The sequence below is a fragment of the Pseudomonas syringae group sp. 243L2 genome (assembly GCF_032587875.1).
Classification (GTDB): domain Bacteria; phylum Pseudomonadota; class Gammaproteobacteria; order Pseudomonadales; family Pseudomonadaceae; genus Aquipseudomonas; species Aquipseudomonas amygdali.
The window spans coordinates 718,610-737,663 of sequence record NZ_JAWHPL010000040.1; the positions used below are offsets into that span (position 1 = coordinate 718,610).

At 60.4% G+C, this 19,054-nt stretch carries 20 protein-coding genes; 9 read left to right on the forward strand and 11 right to left on the reverse strand.

Translation table 11 applies throughout. The features are described 5' to 3' along the window. Positions 1–945: 945 nt before the first annotated feature. Positions 946–2,466, reverse strand: a complete 1,521-nt coding sequence (locus RYB66_RS26200; RefSeq protein WP_004666377.1) for an aldehyde dehydrogenase family protein — start codon at positions 2,464–2,466, stop codon at positions 946–948. 225 nt (positions 2,467–2,691) lie between these two features. Here RYB66_RS26200 and mpl point away from each other — a divergent pair, with 225 nt between their 5' ends. Genes mpl through RYB66_RS26215 form a run of 3 tightly spaced genes read left to right on the forward strand, consistent with a single transcriptional unit; the run spans position 2,692 to position 4,944 of the window. Further along, positions 2,692–4,041, forward strand: coding sequence for a UDP-N-acetylmuramate:L-alanyl-gamma-D-glutamyl-meso-diaminopimelate ligase (gene mpl, locus RYB66_RS26205; RefSeq protein WP_004666376.1), 1,350 nt, complete (start codon positions 2,692–2,694; stop codon positions 4,039–4,041). Continuing rightward, positions 4,038–4,667 (forward strand): flavin prenyltransferase UbiX, encoded by a 630-nt coding sequence (ubiX, locus tag RYB66_RS26210; protein ID WP_002555552.1) that lies wholly within the window; start codon positions 4,038–4,040, stop codon positions 4,665–4,667. Before mpl ends, ubiX begins: the two co-directional genes overlap by 4 nt. Further along, entirely contained in the window at positions 4,660–4,944 is a 285-nt protein-coding gene (locus RYB66_RS26215) for a YceK/YidQ family lipoprotein (RefSeq protein WP_005778939.1), read from the forward strand. Before ubiX ends, RYB66_RS26215 begins: the two co-directional genes overlap by 8 nt. A gap of 143 nt (positions 4,945–5,087) precedes the next feature. On the opposite strand, the gene RYB66_RS26220 is transcribed toward RYB66_RS26215, so the two are convergent. The 3 genes from RYB66_RS26220 to RYB66_RS26230 all read right to left on the reverse strand — a co-directional run bounded on the left by RYB66_RS26220 (position 5,088) and on the right by RYB66_RS26230 (position 8,081). After that, complete coding sequence (locus tag RYB66_RS26220; protein WP_005778941.1) at positions 5,088–5,729, reverse strand: oxidoreductase; 642 nt, start codon at positions 5,727–5,729, stop codon at positions 5,088–5,090. A gap of 28 nt (positions 5,730–5,757) precedes the next feature. Continuing rightward, positions 5,758–7,485: a C13 family peptidase gene (locus RYB66_RS26225; RefSeq protein WP_005778943.1), complete on the reverse strand. Its 1,728-nt coding sequence runs from the start codon at positions 7,483–7,485 to the stop codon at positions 5,758–5,760. A gap of 140 nt (positions 7,486–7,625) precedes the next feature. Continuing rightward, positions 7,626–8,081, reverse strand: a complete 456-nt coding sequence (locus RYB66_RS26230) for a MaoC family dehydratase (RefSeq protein ID WP_005778945.1) — start codon at positions 8,079–8,081, stop codon at positions 7,626–7,628. A gap of 204 nt (positions 8,082–8,285) precedes the next feature. Between RYB66_RS26230 and RYB66_RS26235 the strand changes: the two genes are divergently transcribed. From RYB66_RS26235 to RYB66_RS26245, 3 genes are read left to right on the forward strand one after another with little or no spacing between them, the layout of a single operon-like run. Then, on the forward strand, positions 8,286–8,648 hold the full coding sequence (locus RYB66_RS26235; RefSeq protein WP_029240830.1) for a CidA/LrgA family protein: 363 nt from the start codon (positions 8,286–8,288) through the stop codon (positions 8,646–8,648). Next, positions 8,645–9,361: an LrgB family protein gene (locus RYB66_RS26240; protein ID WP_002555546.1), complete on the forward strand. Its 717-nt coding sequence runs from the start codon at positions 8,645–8,647 to the stop codon at positions 9,359–9,361. Before RYB66_RS26235 ends, RYB66_RS26240 begins: the two co-directional genes overlap by 4 nt. 13 nt (positions 9,362–9,374) lie before the next feature. Further along, the gene (locus tag RYB66_RS26245; RefSeq protein WP_004666370.1) at positions 9,375–9,965 is read left to right on the forward strand and encodes an LON peptidase substrate-binding domain-containing protein; all 591 of its coding nucleotides are present in this window, start codon (positions 9,375–9,377) and stop codon (positions 9,963–9,965) included. A gap of 41 nt (positions 9,966–10,006) precedes the next feature. Here the strand turns inward: RYB66_RS26245 and RYB66_RS26250 are convergent, their stop codons facing one another. The 6 genes from RYB66_RS26250 to RYB66_RS26275 form a co-directional block, all read right to left on the reverse strand. After that, positions 10,007–10,573 carry a DUF4136 domain-containing protein gene (locus tag RYB66_RS26250; RefSeq protein ID WP_005742940.1) on the reverse strand — a complete coding sequence of 189 codons (567 nt, stop codon included), beginning with the start codon at positions 10,571–10,573 and terminating at the stop codon, positions 10,007–10,009. Between the two features lie 18 nt (positions 10,574–10,591). Further along, positions 10,592–11,230, reverse strand: a complete 639-nt coding sequence (locus tag RYB66_RS26255; protein WP_004659385.1) for a DUF4136 domain-containing protein — start codon at positions 11,228–11,230, stop codon at positions 10,592–10,594. Positions 11,231–11,249: 19 nt separating this feature from the next. Continuing rightward, positions 11,250–11,999, reverse strand: a complete 750-nt coding sequence (locus RYB66_RS26260; protein ID WP_005778953.1) for a methyltransferase domain-containing protein — start codon at positions 11,997–11,999, stop codon at positions 11,250–11,252. Next, positions 11,996–12,301 carry a MazG-like family protein gene (locus RYB66_RS26265; protein WP_004659381.1) on the reverse strand — a complete coding sequence of 102 codons (306 nt, stop codon included), beginning with the start codon at positions 12,299–12,301 and terminating at the stop codon, positions 11,996–11,998. The genes RYB66_RS26260 and RYB66_RS26265 overlap by 4 nt, the downstream gene beginning before the upstream one ends. A gap of 118 nt (positions 12,302–12,419) precedes the next feature. Then, positions 12,420–13,277: a MaoC family dehydratase gene (locus RYB66_RS26270; RefSeq protein WP_005778955.1), complete on the reverse strand. Its 858-nt coding sequence runs from the start codon at positions 13,275–13,277 to the stop codon at positions 12,420–12,422. Between the two features lie 30 nt (positions 13,278–13,307). Continuing rightward, positions 13,308–14,663: a 3-oxoacyl-ACP reductase gene (locus RYB66_RS26275; protein ID WP_002555539.1), complete on the reverse strand. Its 1,356-nt coding sequence runs from the start codon at positions 14,661–14,663 to the stop codon at positions 13,308–13,310. Between the two features lie 108 nt (positions 14,664–14,771). On the opposite strand from RYB66_RS26275, the gene RYB66_RS26280 reads away from it, so the two are divergent. From RYB66_RS26280 to RYB66_RS26290, 3 genes are all read left to right on the forward strand, one after another. After that, a complete protein-coding gene (locus tag RYB66_RS26280; RefSeq protein ID WP_010193497.1) occupies positions 14,772–16,049 on the forward strand; it encodes an acetyl-CoA C-acetyltransferase in 1,278 nt (425 codons plus the stop codon). Positions 16,050–16,287: 238 nt separating this feature from the next. Further along, entirely contained in the window at positions 16,288–16,566 is a 279-nt protein-coding gene (locus RYB66_RS26285; RefSeq protein WP_005731174.1) for a hypothetical protein, read from the forward strand. A 32-nt stretch (positions 16,567–16,598) separates the two neighbouring features. Further along, a complete protein-coding gene (locus tag RYB66_RS26290) occupies positions 16,599–17,996 on the forward strand; it encodes a DUF726 domain-containing protein (RefSeq protein ID WP_044295524.1) in 1,398 nt (465 codons plus the stop codon). Between the two features lie 6 nt (positions 17,997–18,002). On the opposite strand, the gene RYB66_RS26295 is transcribed toward RYB66_RS26290, so the two are convergent. After that, positions 18,003–19,031 (reverse strand): bile acid:sodium symporter family protein, encoded by a 1,029-nt coding sequence (locus RYB66_RS26295; protein WP_316895859.1) that lies wholly within the window; start codon positions 19,029–19,031, stop codon positions 18,003–18,005. Positions 19,032–19,054 lie beyond the last annotated feature (23 nt).

Consider the following 19,054-nt stretch of genomic DNA (forward strand, 5'->3'; position numbering starts at 1 on the left):
CGAGTTTGCAACCATGAACAGAGGATTCAGAGCAAAGATGCATCACGCCAAGGCGGTGTGCCAAGGCACGATGCACAGGGTTGGTGCGCGATGCTTTTTGAGATGACTATTGTGCTGACACCGCGCATTTGAGATCGGACGCAGAGCGTCCAGAAAGGCGTTCCCACGCGGAGCATGGGAACGATGAGAATTTTGAGACGACTATCGTGCCGATGCTCCGCGTCGGCATGCAGTTCGTGACGCTCTGCGTCACAAGCTCGTGCTGCCAGCGTGCATTCAGGATCGGACTCAGAGCGTCCAGAAAGGCATTCCCACGCGGAGCATGGGAACGATGAGCATTTTGAGACGACTATCGTGCCGATGCTCCGCGTCGGCATGCAGTTCGTGACGCCCTGCGTCACAAGCTCGTACTGACAGCGCGCATTCAGGATTGGACGCAGAGCGTCCAGAAAGGCATTCCCACGCGGAGCATGGGAACGATGAACATTCTGAGACGACTATCGTGCCGATGTTCCGCGTCGGCGTGCAGTTCGTGACGCTCTGCGTCACAAGCTCGTGCTGACAGCGCGCATTCAGGATTGGACGCAGAGCGTCCAGAAAGGCATTCCCACGCGGAGCATGGGAACGATGAACATCTTGAGACGACTATCGTGCCGATGCTCCGCGTCGGCATGCAGTTCGTGACGCTCTGCGTCACAAGCTCGTACTGACAGCGCGCATTCAGGATTGGACGCAGAGCGTCCAGAAAGGCATTCCCACGCGGAGCATGGGAACGATGAACATCCTGAGACGACTATCGTGCCGATGCTCCGCGTCGGCATGCAGTTCGTGACGCTCTGCGTCACAAGCTCGTGCTGACCCCGCGTATTCGAGATCGGACGCAGAGCGTCCAGAACCGCGTTACCACGCTGGAGCGTGGTAACGATAGTCGGACAATCAACTGGCCTAGAAAAAACCCAACGGGTTGGTGTCGTAGCTCACCAGCAGGTTTTTGGTCTGTTGATAGTGCTCAAGCGCGATTTTATGGGTTTCGCGGCCGACGCCGGACTTTTTGTAGCCACCGAACGCGGCGTGGGCCGGGTACAGGTGGTAGCAGTTGGTCCAGACTCGCCCGGCCTTGATCGCCCGGCCCACACGGTAGGCGCGGTTGATGTCGCGGGTCCACAAGCCTGCGCCCAGACCGAACTCGGTATCGTTGGCGATGGCCACAGCTTCTGCTTCGTCCTTGAAGGTGGTGACGCTGACCACCGGGCCGAAGATTTCTTCCTGGAACACACGCATTTTGTTGTTGCCTTTGAGCAGCGTCGGCTGGATGTAGTAGCCAGTGGACAGGCTGCCCTCAAGCTTCTCGACCTTGCCGCCGGTCAGCAGCTCGGCACCTTCGCCCTTGGCGATGTCCAGATACGAAAGAATCTTGTCGAATTGTTGCTCGGATGCCTGAGCGCCGACCATGGTGTCAGTGTCCAGAGGGTCACCGCGCTTGATCTTCTCGACCTTGCGCATCACCGCTTCCATGAACTGTGGATAGATCGACTCCTGCACCAGCGCGCGGGACGGGCAAGTGCAGACTTCGCCCTGATTGAAGAACGCCAGCACCAGGCCTTCTGCAGCCTTGTCGATGAACTCAGGCTCGGCGCTCATGATGTCTTCGAAGAAGATGTTCGGCGACTTGCCGCCCAGCTCGACGGTGGACGGGATGATGTTGTCCGCCGCCAGTTTCATGATGTGCGAGCCGACCGGGGTCGAGCCGGTGAAAGCGATTTTGGCGATGCGCTTGCTGCTGGCCAGCGCTTCGCCTGCCTCGCGTCCATAACCCTGCACGATGTTCAGCACGCCAGGAGGCAGCAGGTCACCAATCAGTTCGATCAGTACGCTGATCCCCAGCGGGGTCTGTTCGGCTGGCTTGAGCACGATGCAGTTACCGGCAGCCAGCGCAGGGGCGAGCTTCCAGGCTGCCATCAGGAGCGGGAAGTTCCACGGGATGATCTGCCCGACCACGCCCAGCGGCTCATGAATGTGATAGGCCACGGTATTGCCGTCGATTTCCGCAGCGCTGCCTTCCTGCGCACGCAGCACGCCAGCGAAGTAGCGGAAGTGATCGGCGGCCAGCGGAATATCAGCGTTGAGGGTTTCGCGAATCGCCTTGCCGTTGTCCCAGGTTTCGGTGATGGCCAGGACTTCGAGATTGGCTTCAATACGATCGGCAATCTTCAGCAGCACCAGCGAGCGAGCCTGCACCGAGGTCGAGCCCCAGGCTGCAGCGGCTGCGTGCGCAGCGTCGAGGGCCTTTTCGATATCTTCGGCGGTGGAGCGCGGGAATTCGGCGATGGCCTTGCCGGTGACGGGCGAGGTGTTGGTGAAGTACTGGCCTTTGACCGGTGCGACGAACTCGCCGCCGATATAGTTACCGTAGCGTTCCTTGAAATTGACGATAGCGCCTTCGGTACCGGGATGAGCGTAACGCATGATATGTCTCCTGGTTCTTGTTGTGAGGGAGTCTGTGTCGATTCTGCTTTCGGGCATATGGCAATAAGCGTTCAAGAATAGGCCAATTGCATCCGGCCGTGGTTAGGACTTTAGGCTTATCTGCCGGTCATTGAAATGGCCTGTGCAGGCAATGCAGCGGACAAACTCAGGGTGCCATTTCACCGTCCCTACGTTAACCTGCGCAGATGTTCTGAGAGGTTGGTCATGCATATTCATATCCTTGGTATCTGCGGCACGTTCATGGGTTCTCTGGCGGTGCTCGCCAAAGAGTCGGGGCACCGGGTCACCGGCTCCGACGCCAACGTCTATCCGCCGATGAGCACCCAGCTGCAAGCCCAGGGCATCGAGCTGACCCAGGGTTACGATTCTGCGCAACTGGACCCCGCACCTGATCTGGTCGTGATCGGCAATGCGCTGTCGCGTGGCAACCCGGCGGTTGAATACGTCCTGAATAAAGGTTTGCCGTATGTGTCCGGCCCGCAATGGCTGGCCGACCATGTGCTGCAAGACCGCTGGGTATTGGCGGTGGCCGGTACGCACGGCAAGACCACCACCAGCAGCATGCTGGCCTGGGTGCTGGAACATGCCGGCATGAGCCCCGGCTTCCTGATAGGTGGCATCCCGCAGAACTTCGCCGTGTCGGCGCGTCTGGGTGACACCCCGTTCTTCGTGGTCGAGGCCGATGAATACGACAGTGCGTTTTTCGACAAGCGCTCCAAGTTCGTTCATTACCGCCCGCGCACTGCGATCCTCAATAACCTTGAGTTCGATCATGCCGACATCTTCCCGGATCTGCCCGCTATCGAACGCCAGTTTCACCATCTGGTGCGTACCATTCCGAGTGAAGGCCTGGTGATCCATCCGACCACCGAGCCTGCGTTGTCGCGGGTCATCGAAATGGGATGCTGGACGCCGGTGCAAACCACTGGCGAAGGCGGTCAGTGGCAGGCGCGGCTGTTGAGTGAAGACGGTTCGCGTTTTGAAGTGTTGTTCGAGGGCCAGCTTCAAGGTTGCGTCGAGTGGGACATGACAGGTCAGCACAACGTGGCCAATGCCCTGGCAACGCTGGCGGCTGCTCGCCACGTGGGCGTTGTGCCTTCGCTGGGCGTGCAGGCACTCAGCGCCTTCAAGAGCGTCAAGCGGCGCATGGAAAAGGTCGCCGAAGTGCGCGGCATCACTATTTATGATGACTTCGCTCACCACCCGACGGCCATTGCCACCACGCTGGATGGCCTGCGCAAGAAAATCGGTGATGCGCCGATCATTGCCGTCATCGAACCGCGTTCCAATTCCATGAAGCTTGGCGCGCACCGCGATGGTCTGCCGGAAAGCGTGAGTCAGGCAGATCAGGTGGTCTGGTATGCCCCGCCCAATCTTGGCTGGGACCTGGCGGCTACGGTCGCAGGAGGCAGCGTACCCTCGACGGTATGTGATTCGCTTGAAGCAATCATCGCGCGAGTCCATAGCCAGGCGCAGCCCGGCACGCATATCGTCATCATGAGCAACGGCGGCTTTGGCGGCCTGCACGGCAAACTGGCCGAGGCGCTGAAATGAGCGGCCCGGAGCGCGTTACGGTTGCGATGACCGGCGCTTCTGGCGCGCAATATGGCCTGCGCTTGCTGGATTGTCTGGTGCGTGAGGACCGGGAGGTGCACTTCCTGATCTCCAAGGCCGCGCAGTTGGTAATGGCCACCGAGACCGACGTACGCCTGCCACCCAAACCGATGATGATGCAGGCGTTTCTGACGGAATACACCGGCGCGTCTGCCGGGCAGATTCGCGTTTATGGTCGTGACGACTGGATGTCGCCAGTGGCGTCAGGTTCTGGTTCGCCCAGCGCAATGGTGGTGGTGCCATGCTCCACCGGTTCGCTGTCGGCAATTGCTACCGGGGCCTGCAACAATTTGATCGAACGCGCTGCCGACGTCACGCTCAAGGAGCGTCGCCAGTTGATTCTGGTGCCCCGCGAGGCTCCGTTTTCCAGTATTCATCTGGAGAACATGCTTAAGCTGTCGAACATGGGTGCGGTGATTCTGCCCGCATCTCCGGGCTTTTATCATCAGCCGCAGACCATCGACGACCTGGTGGACTTTGTCGTCGCGCGGATTCTCAATCTGCTGAATATTCCTCAGGACATGCTGCCGCGTTGGGGCGAGCACCACATTGGCGGCGATGAATAAGCTGATATTGATATCACTTGCGCTGGCACTGACCGGCTGCGCCACCGCGCGCACGCTCAATGCGGCCAAACCCGGCGCGCCGGTGGTGTATGCAGGCACGCGGTTGAATATGTATGCGCTGCAGGGTGGTTGCTGTGCGGCTGACCGTTTCGGTGCCGAAGCACCGAGCTATCCGGGCCTGGACCTGCCGGGCAGCGCGCTGCTCGACACCTTGTTGCTGCCGCTGTCATTGCTGACGGCAGCGGGACTAGGGGTTCAGGCTACGGGCGGGCTTTAGGGTTACCGGAGCAACACCTGCGCTATCAGGTAATGCTCCCTTGGGTGACGCAGAGCGTCACGAACTGCATTCCCACGCGGAGCATGGGAACGATCATGCGATGGGCTGGAAAACAATCATCGTCCGGCCGCAGCGACCGTCATCTACTTGCCCAGCTTGCGCAGTTCATCCGACTCGACGATACGCTCGCCATTCTGCTCTTCCAGCGCCAGGCGCCACATGGCGCGGGCCAGCTGGCAGGCTTCGATAGCGCCATACTTACCGGGGATCAGTTTGGCGATGGGGGCTGCCAGTTGCTCGACCCAGCGGGTTTCGGTGCGGCTGCCTACCAGCAGGGAAGGGCGGGCGATAGTCAGTTGCGGCCAGTCCTGCGCGCGCAATGCCTGTTCCATCTCGCCTTTGATACGGTTGTAGAAGGTGCTGGACTTGGGGTCTGCACCAATCGCACTGATTACCAGCAAGTGGCGCGCGCCCAGCTCACGCGCTCGTTTGGCGAACGCTATGACCAGATCCAGATCAACCGCCTTGAACGCATCCTGTGAGCCCGCTTGCTTGATCGTGGTGCCCAGGCAGCAGAACGCGATATCCACACGGCCAGCCAGTGTTGGCAGCAGAGTGGTCAGCTCGCCGACCGGGTTTTCAAGGTGCGGGTGTTCTGCCAAGGGCCTGCGCGTTGGTGCCAGCACGCGGCTGACTGTCGGTTCGTTGAGCAGGCGGTCAAGCAAGTGCTCGCCCGTCAGGCCGGTGGCCCCTGCAAGCAGGATGTGTTGCGGCGTCAGATACATAACCGTTCTCCCTTCATACACTGATAGCCTAGTGGCTAGTCGAGGTCTTCGCTTCCGTGCGGTTCAACGCCGTATTCAAAGCGCGTTCGGCCTGGCTTTTGCGCAACTGCTGCCAGCGCGCCAGAACTCCTTTCGGTGCCCATATCTGCGGTTCGGAGGCGTCGAAATTGTCTTCGCTCTCTCGTTGGGCAACATAGGCTTTTGCTTCGTTGAAAGCGTGTTGCAGGTCATCGGTTTCGACCAATGCCCTGGCGAATAGTGCATCGCCAAAGTAAGTGAAGTCAGCCTCTTCCGAGCAGCCGAATGAAACGCGGTCGGCGCGTGATGCGGTCATGATCAACGTGCGTTCATCTTTCAGGTCTGGAATGAAACCACCGGAATAACACGCCGAAATCACCACGATCTTGTCACGATTCTTCAGCGGCGCAAGGGCGGCCGCGAGGGCATCGGCGGGCAGGTCGGCCAGCGACAGACGCGGCTGGTCCAGCACCAGTTCATGTTCCTGGGTGCCGTGGCTGGTCAGGTAAATGAAGATCAGGTCTTCCGGGCCGGTACGTTGCGCGAGTGTCTGGACTGCGCGGGAGATGGTCTCGCGGGTTGCCATTGGCCGGTCATCCATGTGGTCGCGATGATTGACCAGACTGACCTGCCCGACGGCTCCAAAACGCGACTTCAGCAGGTTGCTGACATAGTCTGCCTCGCGCATGAACACGCTCTGCTTGCCGTCGCCGCCCACGACCAGGGTGTAAAGCTCGGTGGCGGGCGTTGACGCAGGCACTGCGGCCAGCGCTTTTTCCAGCAGGGTGCCTTGTACCAGCAGCCCTGCTTCAAGCGCGTCAGGCAGCAGTTTGCCTTTGGCGTCGCGCACCCGTTGGCCATTGGCCCAGATACCGCGCTGCTCCTTGCCGTCCGGGGAGATCAGCACGCCATCGCCCTGATAGGTGTCATCGGCGAACTGGCCGACATAGCGGCTGCCGTCGGCCAGTTGCAGCTGGCCTTGCCCCATAAAGCGCCAGTTGTCGAAGTCGCCTTGATAACGGCTGCCGTCAGCACCGATCAATTCGCCTTTGCCGGTCAGCGCGCCTTCCTTGAAGTCACCGCTCCAGACGTCGCCGTCGCTATTTTCATACCGACCTTTGCCGTCGAGCTGGCTGTTGCGAAAGTTGCCGACGTATTGATCGCCATCAGCGCTGGTGAAGCTGCCGGTGCCCTGCAATTGACCGTCGACAAAATTACCGCTGTATTGATTGCCACTGGCGTCACTGCGCGAACCTTCGCCGTTGGCCTTGCCATTGGCGAACATGCCCTGGTGCTGGCTGCCGTCTTCAAGCTCCAGACGTCCGGGGCCGTCGTACAGGCCTGCCTTGAACTGACCGCGATAAAGCACGCCCTTGTCTTTCTGAGTGCCTTCGCCGTCGCGCAGCCCGAGCTTGAAGTTACCGACATAACTCGCGCCATTGCGGGTCGTTAATCGGCCCTGACCGTTGAACAGGCCTTGCTCGAAACCACCCTTGTAGACGTCGCCGTTGCTGGTGTGCCATTCACCCTGGCCTTGGCGCAGGCCGTTTTCGAACTGGCCTGCGTACCAGCTGCCGTTGGGGTAGTCGATACGGCCCTGGCCCTGCAATACGCCGTTGACCAGATCGCCGCGATAGCGCCCGCCGTCGGAGAGGCGGCCGTCGGGTGGCAAAATTGATTCGCCATCACCGCAGCCTGCGATCAAGAGTGTCAAAGCCAATGGAGCGAGCGCGCGCATGTGAGATCCCGGAAGAATGATTCAGGGGCGGGCCCGGCTCTGCTTGAGCAGATGTTATGGGGCACGACCGCAGGGGAGTATGCCGCAGCGAGTAAGCGGGATGAAACAGTCTGTTACGACTGTTTCATGTTTTAAACGTGTTACACGAAACACAGGGTTAAAGGTTCGGCCACAAAAGCGGGTTTTTCCTGACCTTCGATCTCCAGCGTGGCGATTGCCTTGAGCAGCCATTGGCCGGGTTTTTTCTCGGTCACTTCAGTCAACTGGACCTTGAGACGCACGCGAGAGTTGACCAGCACTGGCTGAACGAAGCGCACGCTGTCCATCCCGTAGTTGACCGCCATCTTCAAGCCTTCGGGCAGCACCATGATGCCCTCCATCAGCTTGGGGATCAGTGACAACGACAGGAAACCATGCGCAATAGTCGCGCCGAACGGAGTCTGCGCCGCTTTGACCGGGTCGACATGAATGAACTGGAAATCCCCTGTGGCTTCGGCGAACAGGTTGATGCGCTCCTGATCGATGGTCAGCCAGTCTGAACATTCTGCTTCCTTGCCAATGTAATGCTTGAGCTCTGTGACGGGTACAGAAGGCATGCCGCTCTCCTTGTCTGATGTGGTTTGTGTCGAGGTGCCACAGCCCGCATCAGCTAACGCCTGCGGGCGAATCACAAGATCAGCAGAGTGTTGCCGGTTGGTCAAGCAACTGCCTCAATACGAATACCCGCTCATGAACTGCGACGCGGCGTGTTTATAATGACGCCGATAATTCGCTGGATTCGTTTATTTGCCGGGGTCCTCATGTTGTTACGGGGTTTGACATGGCTGGTGCTGTTCCAATTGCTGGGAACCGCGCTGAACCATCTGTTTCTATCGATATTGCCGGGGCCGATCATCGGTCTTGTGCTGTTGATGGCCTATCTGGTGCTGCGCGGTGAAGTGAGCGAGCCGATCAGCATGGCCGCCAGCAGTCTGCTGCGTTATCTGCCGTTGCTGCTGGTACCGCCTGCCGTTGGCGTGATGGTGTATGCGTCGGCCATCGCCAAGGACTTCTGGGCGATCTTCGGTACGCTGACCCTGTCGTTGATGATTTCCGTGACCTTTGTCGGCTGGCTGATGCAGGCACTCATCAGGCGCCAGGCCCGACGCCAGGAGGGGCCATGAATATGGACTGGCACGGTGCATGGCTGTCGGTGATTCACCATCCGCTTTTTGGCATCGCGATCACCCTGGGTGCCTATCAACTGGCGATGGCTGTGTACGAGCGAACCCGTTGGCTGTTTCTGCAGCCGGTGCTGGTCTCGATGGTGGTGGTAATCAGTGTTGTGCTGTTCTGCGATCTTGAATACACCGAGTACCGCAAGAGCACTGAAATTCTCAGCACGCTGCTGGGGCCTGCGACCGTGGCGCTGGCGGTGCCGCTTTACCTGAATATGCGCCGAATCCGACAGCTGTTCTGGCCTGTCTTGACTACGCTGGTAGTCGGCGGGGTTTTTGCCACCGGGTTGTGTGTCGGGTTCGGGGTGCTGTTCGGTGCCGACCATATGATTCTGATGACCATGGCACCCAAGTCGGTCACCTCGCCCATCGCCATGCTGGTTGCCGAGCAGATCGGCGGCGTCGCAGCCCTGGCGGCGGTTTTTGTGTTGATTACTGGCGTATTCGGTGCCATTTTCGGCCCCGGTCTGCTGTCGCTGGCCGGGGTTGATAACCCTGCGGCTCGCGGCATGGCACTGGGTCTTACCGCTCATGCGGTGGGGACTTCCGTGGCATTGCAGGAGGGAGAGGAATCGGGGGCTTTTGCTGCGTTGGCAATGAGTCTGATGGGCGTTGCGACGGCACTGTTCCTGCCGCTGGCAATGTCGCTGGCCATTTAAAGGAGGCTTTTCCATGACGTTGCCATTGTTTCCGTTGAACGCTGTGCTGTTTCCAGGTTGCGTGCTTGATCTGCAGTTGTTTGAAGCGCGCTATCTGGACATGATCGGCCGCTGCATGAAGCAGGGTGAAGGGTTTGGTGTGGTGTGCATCACCGAAGGAAGTGAGGTGGGCACCGTGCCGGGCGGCTACTCGCCGATTGGCTGCGAAGCACTGGTCACGGATTTCCAGCAGCAGGACAACGGCTTGCTGGGCATCCGTGTCGTCGGTGGGCGGCGCTTCCGGGTGGTCGCCGCTGAAGTTCAGCGCGATCAACTGCTGGTGGCCGAGGTTGAATGGCTGCAAGAGCCCGTGGAGCGTCCGTTGCAGGAAGAAGACGCCGACCTCGTTGCACTGCTGGAAGCGTTGGCCGAGCACCCGATGGTGGCGTCCTTGAACATGGGCGTGTCGGCCGGTGGGCAGTATTCATTGTCCAACCAGCTTGCCTATCTGCTGCCGTTCACCGAAAAGGACAAAGTGGAGCTTCTGGAAATCGACGACCCCGAAGAACGCCTCGACGCGATTCAGGAGCTACTCGATGAAATGCAGGGCGATCTGCAGGCCTGAGCCTCGATCGCGCTGCTCATTGCGCAACACGTCAGGCGAGGTTAGCGCGGCGGATATTGCTCCAGAATTTTTGCCACCGTGGTGCGGATGGCCTGCTCCCGCTCAGCCGGGCTGCCAGCGTTGTCGTTAAGGATGCGCTCGGTGCTGCCGCGCCAGACCAGTTTGCCGTCCTTACCGTCGAACATATCAATCTGCAAGGTGCCGACCTTGTAGTCCACGCTGCGGGTTTCGGTGTTCATCGGCCCGTTCCAGTAGCCGTAGCCACCCCAAGGGTTCCAGCCGCCGCCATAGTTGGTGCTGACCGTTTGCTGGCGGTTTTCGACAATCAGCCAGGCCTGTACTTTCAAATCCGACCGGGCACCGGTAGTGGCCATACGCAGGCCGCGCTGGTCCAGTTGCTCGCTGATCGATTGGCGAATGCGTTGCTCGGTCAGGTCACTTTTGAGCCGTGGGTCATCATCCGGCTGATACTGAACGGCAGGTTCTTTCCAGCTCCAGTTGCGATAGCCGCCGAAATCACGCTGGGCATCGAAATCGCGATTGATCGAATTGCTCTGACAGGCAGCCAGCAGCAAGGCACAGGACAGCAGGACGATACGGCGAAACATGGCAGTGCTCCGAATGGGTTACGAAGGAGGGTAGGCCGTCAGCGCCTGTTGCACGGCCTGACGTAATGCGCTGCTGCGGTCTGCCAGGTTATTGCTGGCGCGTGCATCTGCGCTGGCGCTCCATACCGGTTGACCGGTGCGTGCGTCGATCAGATTGATCTGCACCACCATCACGTTTTCCTTATAAGTGCGCACCACCGGCACGCTGGCGTATCCGCCATAACCGGGCCGGTAGCCATCGTAGCGGCCATAGCCCATGCCGCCTCCGTAATATGGATCGTAATCTTCGCGCACCTGACGCAACCGGGTTTCCTGCCGGGTCGTGGCGCTGACGTAGAGGTCCGCAGCTTGATTACCGCGAGCCGGCCGCAAGCCGCGTTGGTCCAGACCATTGCTGACCGCTTCGACCACCTGCGCAGAATCCACCCACGCCGTACCGGGCGGCAACTGGCCGTTGAGCCAGCCCCACGACCGATACCGGCCATAGTCGCGCGGCGGCGCAGGGTAGGCGCTCATGTCCAGGGTCTTTGCCGCCTGCGCAGGAGCAGGCGGCATGGGCAGAGAACTGGCCACATACGGATTATCGCTCTGGCACGCGCTAATCCCGAGCAGGCCAGTCCCCAGAAGCACGGCAAACAAGGCAGAACGGTGTTTCATGGTGGTCTCCGCAGTGATGTCAGACCGGACGGCACATCCAGTGCAGGTAACGGCCCAGCCCGGCAAAGGCTGGATGACGCCGATGCGCCAGTTCCATTTCCAGCAGATCCGTCAGCTCGGCCCGAGCCTGGAATTCAACCGGCATGTAATCGTGAAACACCCGTACGCCGCTACGGGTTTCGACTTGCCACAGGCCTTCAAGTTGCGTCGCCAGTTCCCGAGGGTCGAGCGGTTGTTGTGGCGTCAGGCTCTGCTTTTCCCCGGCCATGTCATTTTTGCGCATTTTGCGGAAATGACCTTTCAACAAGTTGCGATAGATCAGCGCATCACGGTTGTAAAAAGCCAGTGACAGCCAGCCATCGTCGCGGGTCAGGCGGCGCAGTACCGGAAGGATGGAGTGCGGCTCGGCCAGCCATTCCAGCACGGCGTGGCACAGCACCAGATCGTAAGTGTCGCTCAGTAAACCGGGCAGCGCCTGCCAAGGAGCCTGAATGAAGGTCGCCGTCTGTCCGGCTTCGGCAAAGCGCTGGCGTGCGCCTTCAAGCATGGGTTCGGCGGGCTCGGCCAGGGTCACTTCATGCCCTTGTTCGGCCAGCCACAGTGACATGTGGCCCAGCCCCGCACCGATATCCAGCACGCGAAGCGGTCGTGCGGGCAGCGTCTCGGTCAAATCGGCCTGCAGCACCGCCAGACGAATGGCTCCCTTGGCACCGCCGTAGATCTTTTCTGCAAAGCGGGTCGCCAGCTGGTCGAAATGCCGATCACTCACTTGGCAAATCTCCGCTCGCTGTCTGCCAGCTTGTTGCGCACCACGGTTTCCATGTCCAGCCCCAGCTCGCTGCACAACAACAACAGATAAAGAACGATATCGCCGACTTCCTGACCGGCATGTTCCAGTTGGTCGGCAGGCAGCTCGCGGGACTGGTCTTCACGCAGCCACTGGAATATCTCCACCAGCTCGGCCATTTCCACGCTGGCAGCCATGGCCAGATTTTTCGGGCTGTGAAATTGCTTCCAGTCATTCTGGTCGCGGATGCGGTGCAGGCGTTGGGTCAACTCGTCGATGTTCATCGTGCTCTCCTGAAGGTGCATAGCTTCAGGGGGATCGGGTCGCCAGGCAAGTGGGCGTTGCGGTTTGTTCAGCCATTGAAGGGAGCGGTGCTCCCGTCAGAGGGCTTTATCAGGAGCATCACTCGGTTGCAGGCTGCCAGCTACCGATCATATGCACGATGCCCTCCAGGCCTTCGACGCGGAACTGACCATGAGAGCCGGCAGCGCTGGCCGAGAGTGTGACGTCGGCGGGCAGGCGTACCGGCTTTTGGAACTGCACGCTGATCTCGACATTCGAGGCTGGCAAGTGCTCGCCAAGGGCCGCGAGCGTACGTGCCTTGAGCCACATGCCGTGGGCGATGGCACGCGGGAAGCCGAACAGCTTGGCGCTGGGTGCGCTGAGGTGAATCGGGTTGTAGTCGCCCGACACCTTGGCGTACTCGCGCCCGATTTGTGCCGACGCACGCCAGTTGTCCAGCTCGATCAGGGGCAGCGGCGCAAGCTCGGGATGCTCTACAGGCGCGTCTTCCAGATGCACAGCGGTGCACAGCATGGTGCTTTCTTCTTCCCAAAGCAGGCCCATGCCGTCCTCGGCCTGAGTCACCAGGGTGAAGGTGGCGCCTTTGGCGTGCGGGCGCAGGTCGGTGGCCTGAACGCTGATATACAGCTGGCTTACGCCGCCGAGCGGGCGATGAGTGCGAATGCGATTGGCAAGGTGAATAAGCCCCAGCAACGGAAACGGGAATTCCTGAGAGGTCATCAGCTGCATTTGTAACGGAAAGGCCAGCACATGCGGATACGTCGGCGGCAGCAGGCTGCTTTCTTCGAATCCACAGACCTTGCGGTAGGCATCAAGCTTGTCGGTATCGACTGCGATCCAGCTTCGCAATCCCAGATCGGGTAACTGCGACCCTGTGACCTTGCGCCTGAGCGCTGCCTGGATGAACAGGTTGGACAGGGGCTGCAGAGAATTGAGGTAGCGCCAGTGAGCCGTCATCATCTATCTCCTTGAATTCGATGCTGAGGCTTATGCCCCGATCACGTTTTGACCACATACACGTAGAACCTGACCGCTCACCGCGCCGCTGCCCGGCTGGCTAAACCACGCCACAGCTTCGGCAACATCCTGTGGCGAACCGCCCTGACCGAGCGAACTCATGCGCCGTCCTGCCTCACGCAGGGTGAACGGCATGTGCGCGGTCATTTTCGTTTCGATGAAGCCTGGCGCGACGGCATTGATGCTGATGCCGCGCGACTTGAGCCCGGGAGCCATCGCCTTGGCAAAACCGATCAGACCGGCCTTACTGGTGGTGTAGTTGGTTTGCCCGCGATTACCGGCAATGCCGCTGATCGACGCCATGAGCACAATCCGCGCGTTATCCCTCAGCGCACCGGCGTCGAGAAGCACCTGAGTCAGCACTTGCGGAGCGTTGAGGTTGACCGCCAGTACCGAGTCCCAGAAGTCCTCCGGCATGTTGACCAGCGTCTTGTCACGCGTGATGCCGGCGTTGTGCACCAGTATGTCGACGCCGTCCGGCAGGTGTTCAAGCAACTGGGCCGGAGCATCCGCTGCGCAGATGTCCAGCGCCAGTGCCTGGCCGCCGAGCCGTGAGGCCAGTGCTTCCAGTTCGTTTTTGGTCTGTGGCACGTCCAGCAGGATGACCTGAGCGCCATCACGGGTCAGGGTCTCGGCAATCGACGCACCGATGCCGCGCGCCGCGCCCGTCACCACAGCCTTGCGTCCGGCCAGCGGGCGAGTCCAGTCCTGCACTTTGCCCGGACAGGCGCTCAGGTGGACAAACTGACCGGAGATGAACGCAGCCTTGGGCGTCAGGAAGAAGCGCAAGGCGCCCTCCAGTTGATCCTGCGCGTCGTCATCCACTTGCAGCAGCTTGACCGTTGCGCCGTTGCGCACTTCCTTGGCCAGCGAGCGGCTGAAACCTACGATGGCCTGTTGAGTGCTGGCCGCCAGCGGATCAGCGAGTGTTTCGGGGGATTTGCCGAGGATGACCACATGCGCGCAGTGGTCAAGATTGCGCAGCAGCGGCTGAAAGAAGTCCCGCAACTGCCTGAGCTGCTCGGTGCGCAGGATCTGGCTGGCGTCGAACACCACCGCTTTCAGGCGAGGCCCCTGGTTGGACACCCAGGTGGTGGCGCCAGGCATGTCACTGCCGAAACTGTAAAGCGAGTCGGTCAGACGACTGGCGAACTGACGGACCTGATCACCCAGCGGCCCGGCACTGATCAGCAGTGTGCCTTCTACAGGACGAAGCCGGCCGGCCTGCCAGCGCTCCAGGTGCGTGGGGGCGGGCAGACCGACGGCATTCACCAAGCGCCGACCCATGTCGGAATTGGCGAAATCAATATAGCGATCTGACGGCATGGAACACTCTCCTGAAGTCGGGGTTCAAAGGAATGGACCACGGTGGCATGACGTTTGTTCTTGCGATCGACACGGCTCATCCATTCGCTTGAAGAAAGGGAGTTTTCCATGACGCATCCTCGTCGGGTCGCCATCGTTGGCGGTAACCGCATTCCGTTCGCCCGCTCCAATGGTCCTTACGCCACTGCCAGCAATCAGGACATGCTCACTGCTGCTCTGGAGGGGCTGATCGAGCGCTTCAATCTGCACGGGTTGCGCATGGGCGAGGTAGTGACAGGCGCGGTGCTCAAACACTCCAGAGACTTCAACCTGACCCGCGAATGCGTGCTCGGCTCGCGGCTCTCGGCACAGACCCCGGCGTATGACATTCAGCAAGCCTGCGGCACGGGGCTGGAAGCCGCGTTGCTGGTGGCCAACAAAATCGCGCTGGGGCAGATCGAGTGTGGCATTGCCGGGGGCGTGGACACCACGTCGGATGCGCCGATAGGTGTCAATGAAGGGCTGCGCAAGATTCTGTTACAGGTTAACCGCAGCAAGACGCCGGGCGACAAGATCAAGGCCTTGATGCAGTTGCGTCCACACCACCTCAAACCGGAGCTGCCCCGTAACGGCGAGCCACGTACGCGGTTGTCGATGGGGCAGCATTGCGAGCTGATGGCGCAGAACTGGGGCATAGAGCGCGGGGCGCAGGATCAACTGGCGCTCGAGAGCCATCTGAAAATGGCCGCAGCCTACGCCGAGGGCTGGCAGGATGACTTGATGACGCCGTACCTTGGGCTGATCCGTGACAACAACCTGCGCCCGGACCTGACCCTCGAAAAGCTGGCTGGCCTCAAGCCCGCATTCGAGCGAAGTGCCAAGGGCACGCTGTCGGCCGGCAACTCGACGCCGCTGACCGACGGCGCGTCGGTGGTGCTGCTGGCCAGTGAAGAGTGGGCTCGCGAGCGTGGCCTGCCGGTGCTGGCCTACTGGCGGGATGGCGAGGCCGCGGCGGTGGATTTCGTCAACGGCGCAGAAGGGCTGCTGATGGCCCCGGCCTACGCCGTTCCGCGCCTGCTGGCGCGCAATGGCCTGACCCTTCAGGATTTTGATTACTACGAAATCCACGAAGCCTTTGCCGCGCAGGTGCTGTGCACGCTCAAAGCCTGGGAGGACGCTGATTACTGCCAGACCCGTCTGGGACTGGACGCGCCATTGGGTGCTATTGACCGCAGCAAACTGAACGTCAAAGGCAGCTCGCTGGCAGCCGGGCATCCGTTTGCCGCAACCGGAGGCCGCATCGTCGCCAACCTGGCCAAACTGCTCGATGCAGCAGGCAGCGGGCGTGGATTGATTTCGATCTGCGCAGCTGGCGGGCAGGGCGTGACGGCGATTCTGGAGCGTTAGGCAAATGGCTGGGGTCATGGGCATAATCCACAGCTGAAAAGGGCGGTACGTCTGAAGAGATATGACGCGGAGCGTCATGAACGGCATGCCAACGCGGAGCATTGGCACGATAAGTATTCTTCTGGACACCTCTCGTTCCTCACGCTCCAGCGTGGGAATGCATTTCGTGACGCTCCGCGTCACACCCGTGCGCGGGATGAACAGTCAGGATTATTGGCCTGTAACGTTGAGGTAAGGCATGGGGTTCATCATTGGGGTATCGGTGCTTCTGATTCTGATCGGCACGGTGCTCTATCTGTTCGACAAAGGCGCGCGGACCCGCTGGCTGAGGCCCTATATCGGCCTGGCGCTGATTGGGTTGCTGATCGGCGGGATGGGCTTGCTGGTGGGGCTGGTTTCCGATGAAATCGAAAGTTATTTCCTGCTGGTTGCCAAATGGGTGATCGCTGTGACCGGTATCATGTTTTGCCTGCGGCTGATCATACTGATCGCCAGGCGCTTCATCGTCAGAAATTGAGCGTGCAACCCGCCCATGTGTGACAGGACAACGTGGAAAATCACTTCAAGTTTCTGACCTTGCCCAAGACATCGGGCGAGGTCGCCAACGTCTTCATTCACGGCTATTCGTCAGGGCATGATCTGGACGACCGGCGCATGCTGGCCAACAGTATTCCTGGTGCCTTGCGCCAAAGCGTGAATATTCTGGCGTTCTGGCCATCCAGCCATTTTACCCAGATGGACAACCGTTCCCGTGGCCTGTTGATGGCCGCCGCCCGAGTGCATCCGCTGGCGGGCGCAGCCGCGCTGGCAGGAGACCGCGTCGTTCATTTTGCGCGTATCCGCAACCGGGCTCGCGATATGGGCAAAGTGTTGTTGGCACAACTGGACCGTTACCTGTTCGAACATCATCCGGACGTAAAACAGGTCAACCTGATTGGCCACTCACTGGGCGGACGACTACTGGTCAGCGCGCTCAAGAACCTGCAACAGACGCCCGAACACGGGCTGGTGGTGGGCGATGTGTTGCTGATGGCGGCTGCGGTGCGCATTGACGCGGCCGAGGCCGAAGTGTTGAAGCAGAAAATCAGCGGGCGATTGATCAACGCTTACTCCAGCGAAGACCACGTGCTGTTGCTGAATCTGGGCGAGAAGAGCCTGGGACGCACGCCGGTCGAGCATTTCGAGAATGTGCGGATGCAGGGTTATCGCCATCACCATTACTGGAGACGCTTGCAGGAAGTGCTGATTGCAACTCGCTTCAGCGGCTGTGAAGGACTGGAAACCGGCGTTGCCGTTTTACCGACGGTCAGCCGCGACCCGGTGTTGCAGGACATCTGGCTGCACAGCGTTCTGGCCCGCTCGCCGGACTACGTGCTGGAGGCGGCCATCAAGCATTTGTGCAGCAGTCGATGGACGCGCCTCAAGGCCACCGAAGCGGATCGCACCTACGCATTTGTGCGCGAATTCCAGCTGGTCGCCGGACACTTTCTGATCAATGCCGCCCGGCGTCGAGGCGTGCCCTACACGCGAGTGCTGGGCATGCTGGCGCGGCAATACGGCCTGAGCGATTCGCTGCACAACTGTGCGACGGTGGTTGAAGTGGAGGAACTGCTGCTGCGGACGTTTTTCCGGCAGGCGTTCAGCAACGATCACCCGCTGGTACAAATGCCTCGCGCCAGTGTCAGCGCGATGAGCTGGGAAGTGTATGCGGCACATATCGACGCACTGGCCGAGCGTTTGACCGTTGCTGCATTCTTCAAGCCTGAGCAGGCCGAGAAAGCTCCCGGCACGATCAAAGGGTTGCTGGGTGCAATTCGCCAAGCGCCGGTGCAGCGCCTGCTGACGCACTTTGGCACGGCGCTCAGGCCGGGTTATTCAGCGTTGATCCCGACAGTGGCAATCGTCTTTTACGCGCGCGTCACGCTGGGCGATGACGCGCTGATGTAACAGTGGTCAGGCGGCCTGGGCTTCTTCCAGCGCGGCCTGCGAAAGCTGCTGGCGATGACGACTGGCGTAGCTCTCGGCGATGATCGAACAGACGATCAACTGCATCGGGTGGTAGATCATGATCGGCAACAGGATCAGGCCCAGCCCTGGATTACTACCGAAGATCAGCGCTGCCATCGGCGCCCCTGCTGCAAGCGATTTCTTGGTGGCGCAGAACACCGCCGCGACCTTATCGGCATGATCGAACTTGAGCGCCCGTGCGGTGCGCGTGGTCATCAACAGGATCACCGCCAGCAGCAGCGCGGTGCCGATGAATGCGGTCAGGATCACGCTGTTGCCCTGGCTCTGCCACATGCCGGAAATCATCGAGTTGCAGAACGCCGCGTAAACCAGCAGGAGGATCACCAGCTTGTCGATCAGGTTGGTGTACTTCTTGTGACGGGCGAAAAACTTGCCCAGCAACGGCCGCATTAGCTGGCCAAGCACCAGTGGCAGCAGGAGCATGGCGCACAGGTCGAGCAGTGTATCGCCCAGATCGATCCCGCCAGCGCCGGTGCCGACCACCAGGCTGACCAGCCACGGGGTGATGAAAATCCCGATGACGCTGGACATGCTGGCGTTGAGAATCGCTGCCGGGACATTGCCGCCTGCGCTGCCGGTCAGCGCCACCGAAGACGAAATGGTCGAGGGCAGGGCGCACAGGTAGAGAAAACCCAGCATCAGCAGCGCCGGCACATACGAGCCCAGCAGCTTTTGGCACGCCAGCCAGATCAGCGGGAACACCACGAAGGTGAAGACCTGGATCATCACATGCAGCCGCCAGTTGGTCAGCCCTCGTTTGATCTGCTCGCTGGACAGGTTGACGCCGTGCAGAAAGAACACCACGAACACGCCGGCCTTGATGACGTATTCAGCGTGCATGCTGCCGCCGGTAGCGCCGAAACGCGGGAAGAAGTAGGCGAGCACCGTCGCCAGAACCATGCCCCAGAGGAACCAGTCGGTGGCGACGCGCTTGAAATGTTTGAGTGATTGCATGACGGACCCGGACAACTTTTGTA

Bases quoted from the DNA above. Each gene is read 5' to 3' on its own strand.
- RYB66_RS26225 (WP_005778943.1), bottom strand. From the start codon at position 7,485: ATGCGCGCGCTCGCTCCATTGGCTTTGACACTCTTGATCGCAGGCTGC.
- mpl (WP_004666376.1), top strand. From the start codon at position 2,692: ATGCATATTCATATCCTTGGTATCTGCGGCACGTTCATGGGTTCTCTG.
- RYB66_RS26275 (WP_002555539.1), bottom strand. From the start codon at position 14,663: ATGCCGTCAGATCGCTATATTGATTTCGCCAATTCCGACATGGGTCGG.
- RYB66_RS26245 (WP_004666370.1), top strand. From the start codon at position 9,375: ATGACGTTGCCATTGTTTCCGTTGAACGCTGTGCTGTTTCCAGGTTGC.
- RYB66_RS26220 (WP_005778941.1), bottom strand. From the start codon at position 5,729: ATGTATCTGACGCCGCAACACATCCTGCTTGCAGGGGCCACCGGCCTG.
- RYB66_RS26285 (WP_005731174.1), top strand. From the start codon at position 16,288: ATGGGGTTCATCATTGGGGTATCGGTGCTTCTGATTCTGATCGGCACG.
- RYB66_RS26265 (WP_004659381.1), bottom strand. From the start codon at position 12,301: ATGAACATCGACGAGTTGACCCAACGCCTGCACCGCATCCGCGACCAG.
- RYB66_RS26295 (WP_316895859.1), bottom strand. From the start codon at position 19,031: ATGCAATCACTCAAACATTTCAAGCGCGTCGCCACCGACTGGTTCCTC.
- ubiX (WP_002555552.1), top strand. From the start codon at position 4,038: ATGAGCGGCCCGGAGCGCGTTACGGTTGCGATGACCGGCGCTTCTGGC.
- RYB66_RS26240 (WP_002555546.1), top strand. From the start codon at position 8,645: ATGAATATGGACTGGCACGGTGCATGGCTGTCGGTGATTCACCATCCG.
- RYB66_RS26270 (WP_005778955.1), bottom strand. From the start codon at position 13,277: ATGACGGCTCACTGGCGCTACCTCAATTCTCTGCAGCCCCTGTCCAAC.
- RYB66_RS26255 (WP_004659385.1), bottom strand. From the start codon at position 11,230: ATGAAACACCGTTCTGCCTTGTTTGCCGTGCTTCTGGGGACTGGCCTG.
- RYB66_RS26280 (WP_010193497.1), top strand. From the start codon at position 14,772: ATGACGCATCCTCGTCGGGTCGCCATCGTTGGCGGTAACCGCATTCCG.
- RYB66_RS26200 (WP_004666377.1), bottom strand. From the start codon at position 2,466: ATGCGTTACGCTCATCCCGGTACCGAAGGCGCTATCGTCAATTTCAAG.
- RYB66_RS26230 (WP_005778945.1), bottom strand. From the start codon at position 8,081: ATGCCTTCTGTACCCGTCACAGAGCTCAAGCATTACATTGGCAAGGAA.
- RYB66_RS26235 (WP_029240830.1), top strand. From the start codon at position 8,286: ATGTTGTTACGGGGTTTGACATGGCTGGTGCTGTTCCAATTGCTGGGA.
- RYB66_RS26250 (WP_005742940.1), bottom strand. From the start codon at position 10,573: ATGTTTCGCCGTATCGTCCTGCTGTCCTGTGCCTTGCTGCTGGCTGCC.
- RYB66_RS26215 (WP_005778939.1), top strand. From the start codon at position 4,660: ATGAATAAGCTGATATTGATATCACTTGCGCTGGCACTGACCGGCTGC.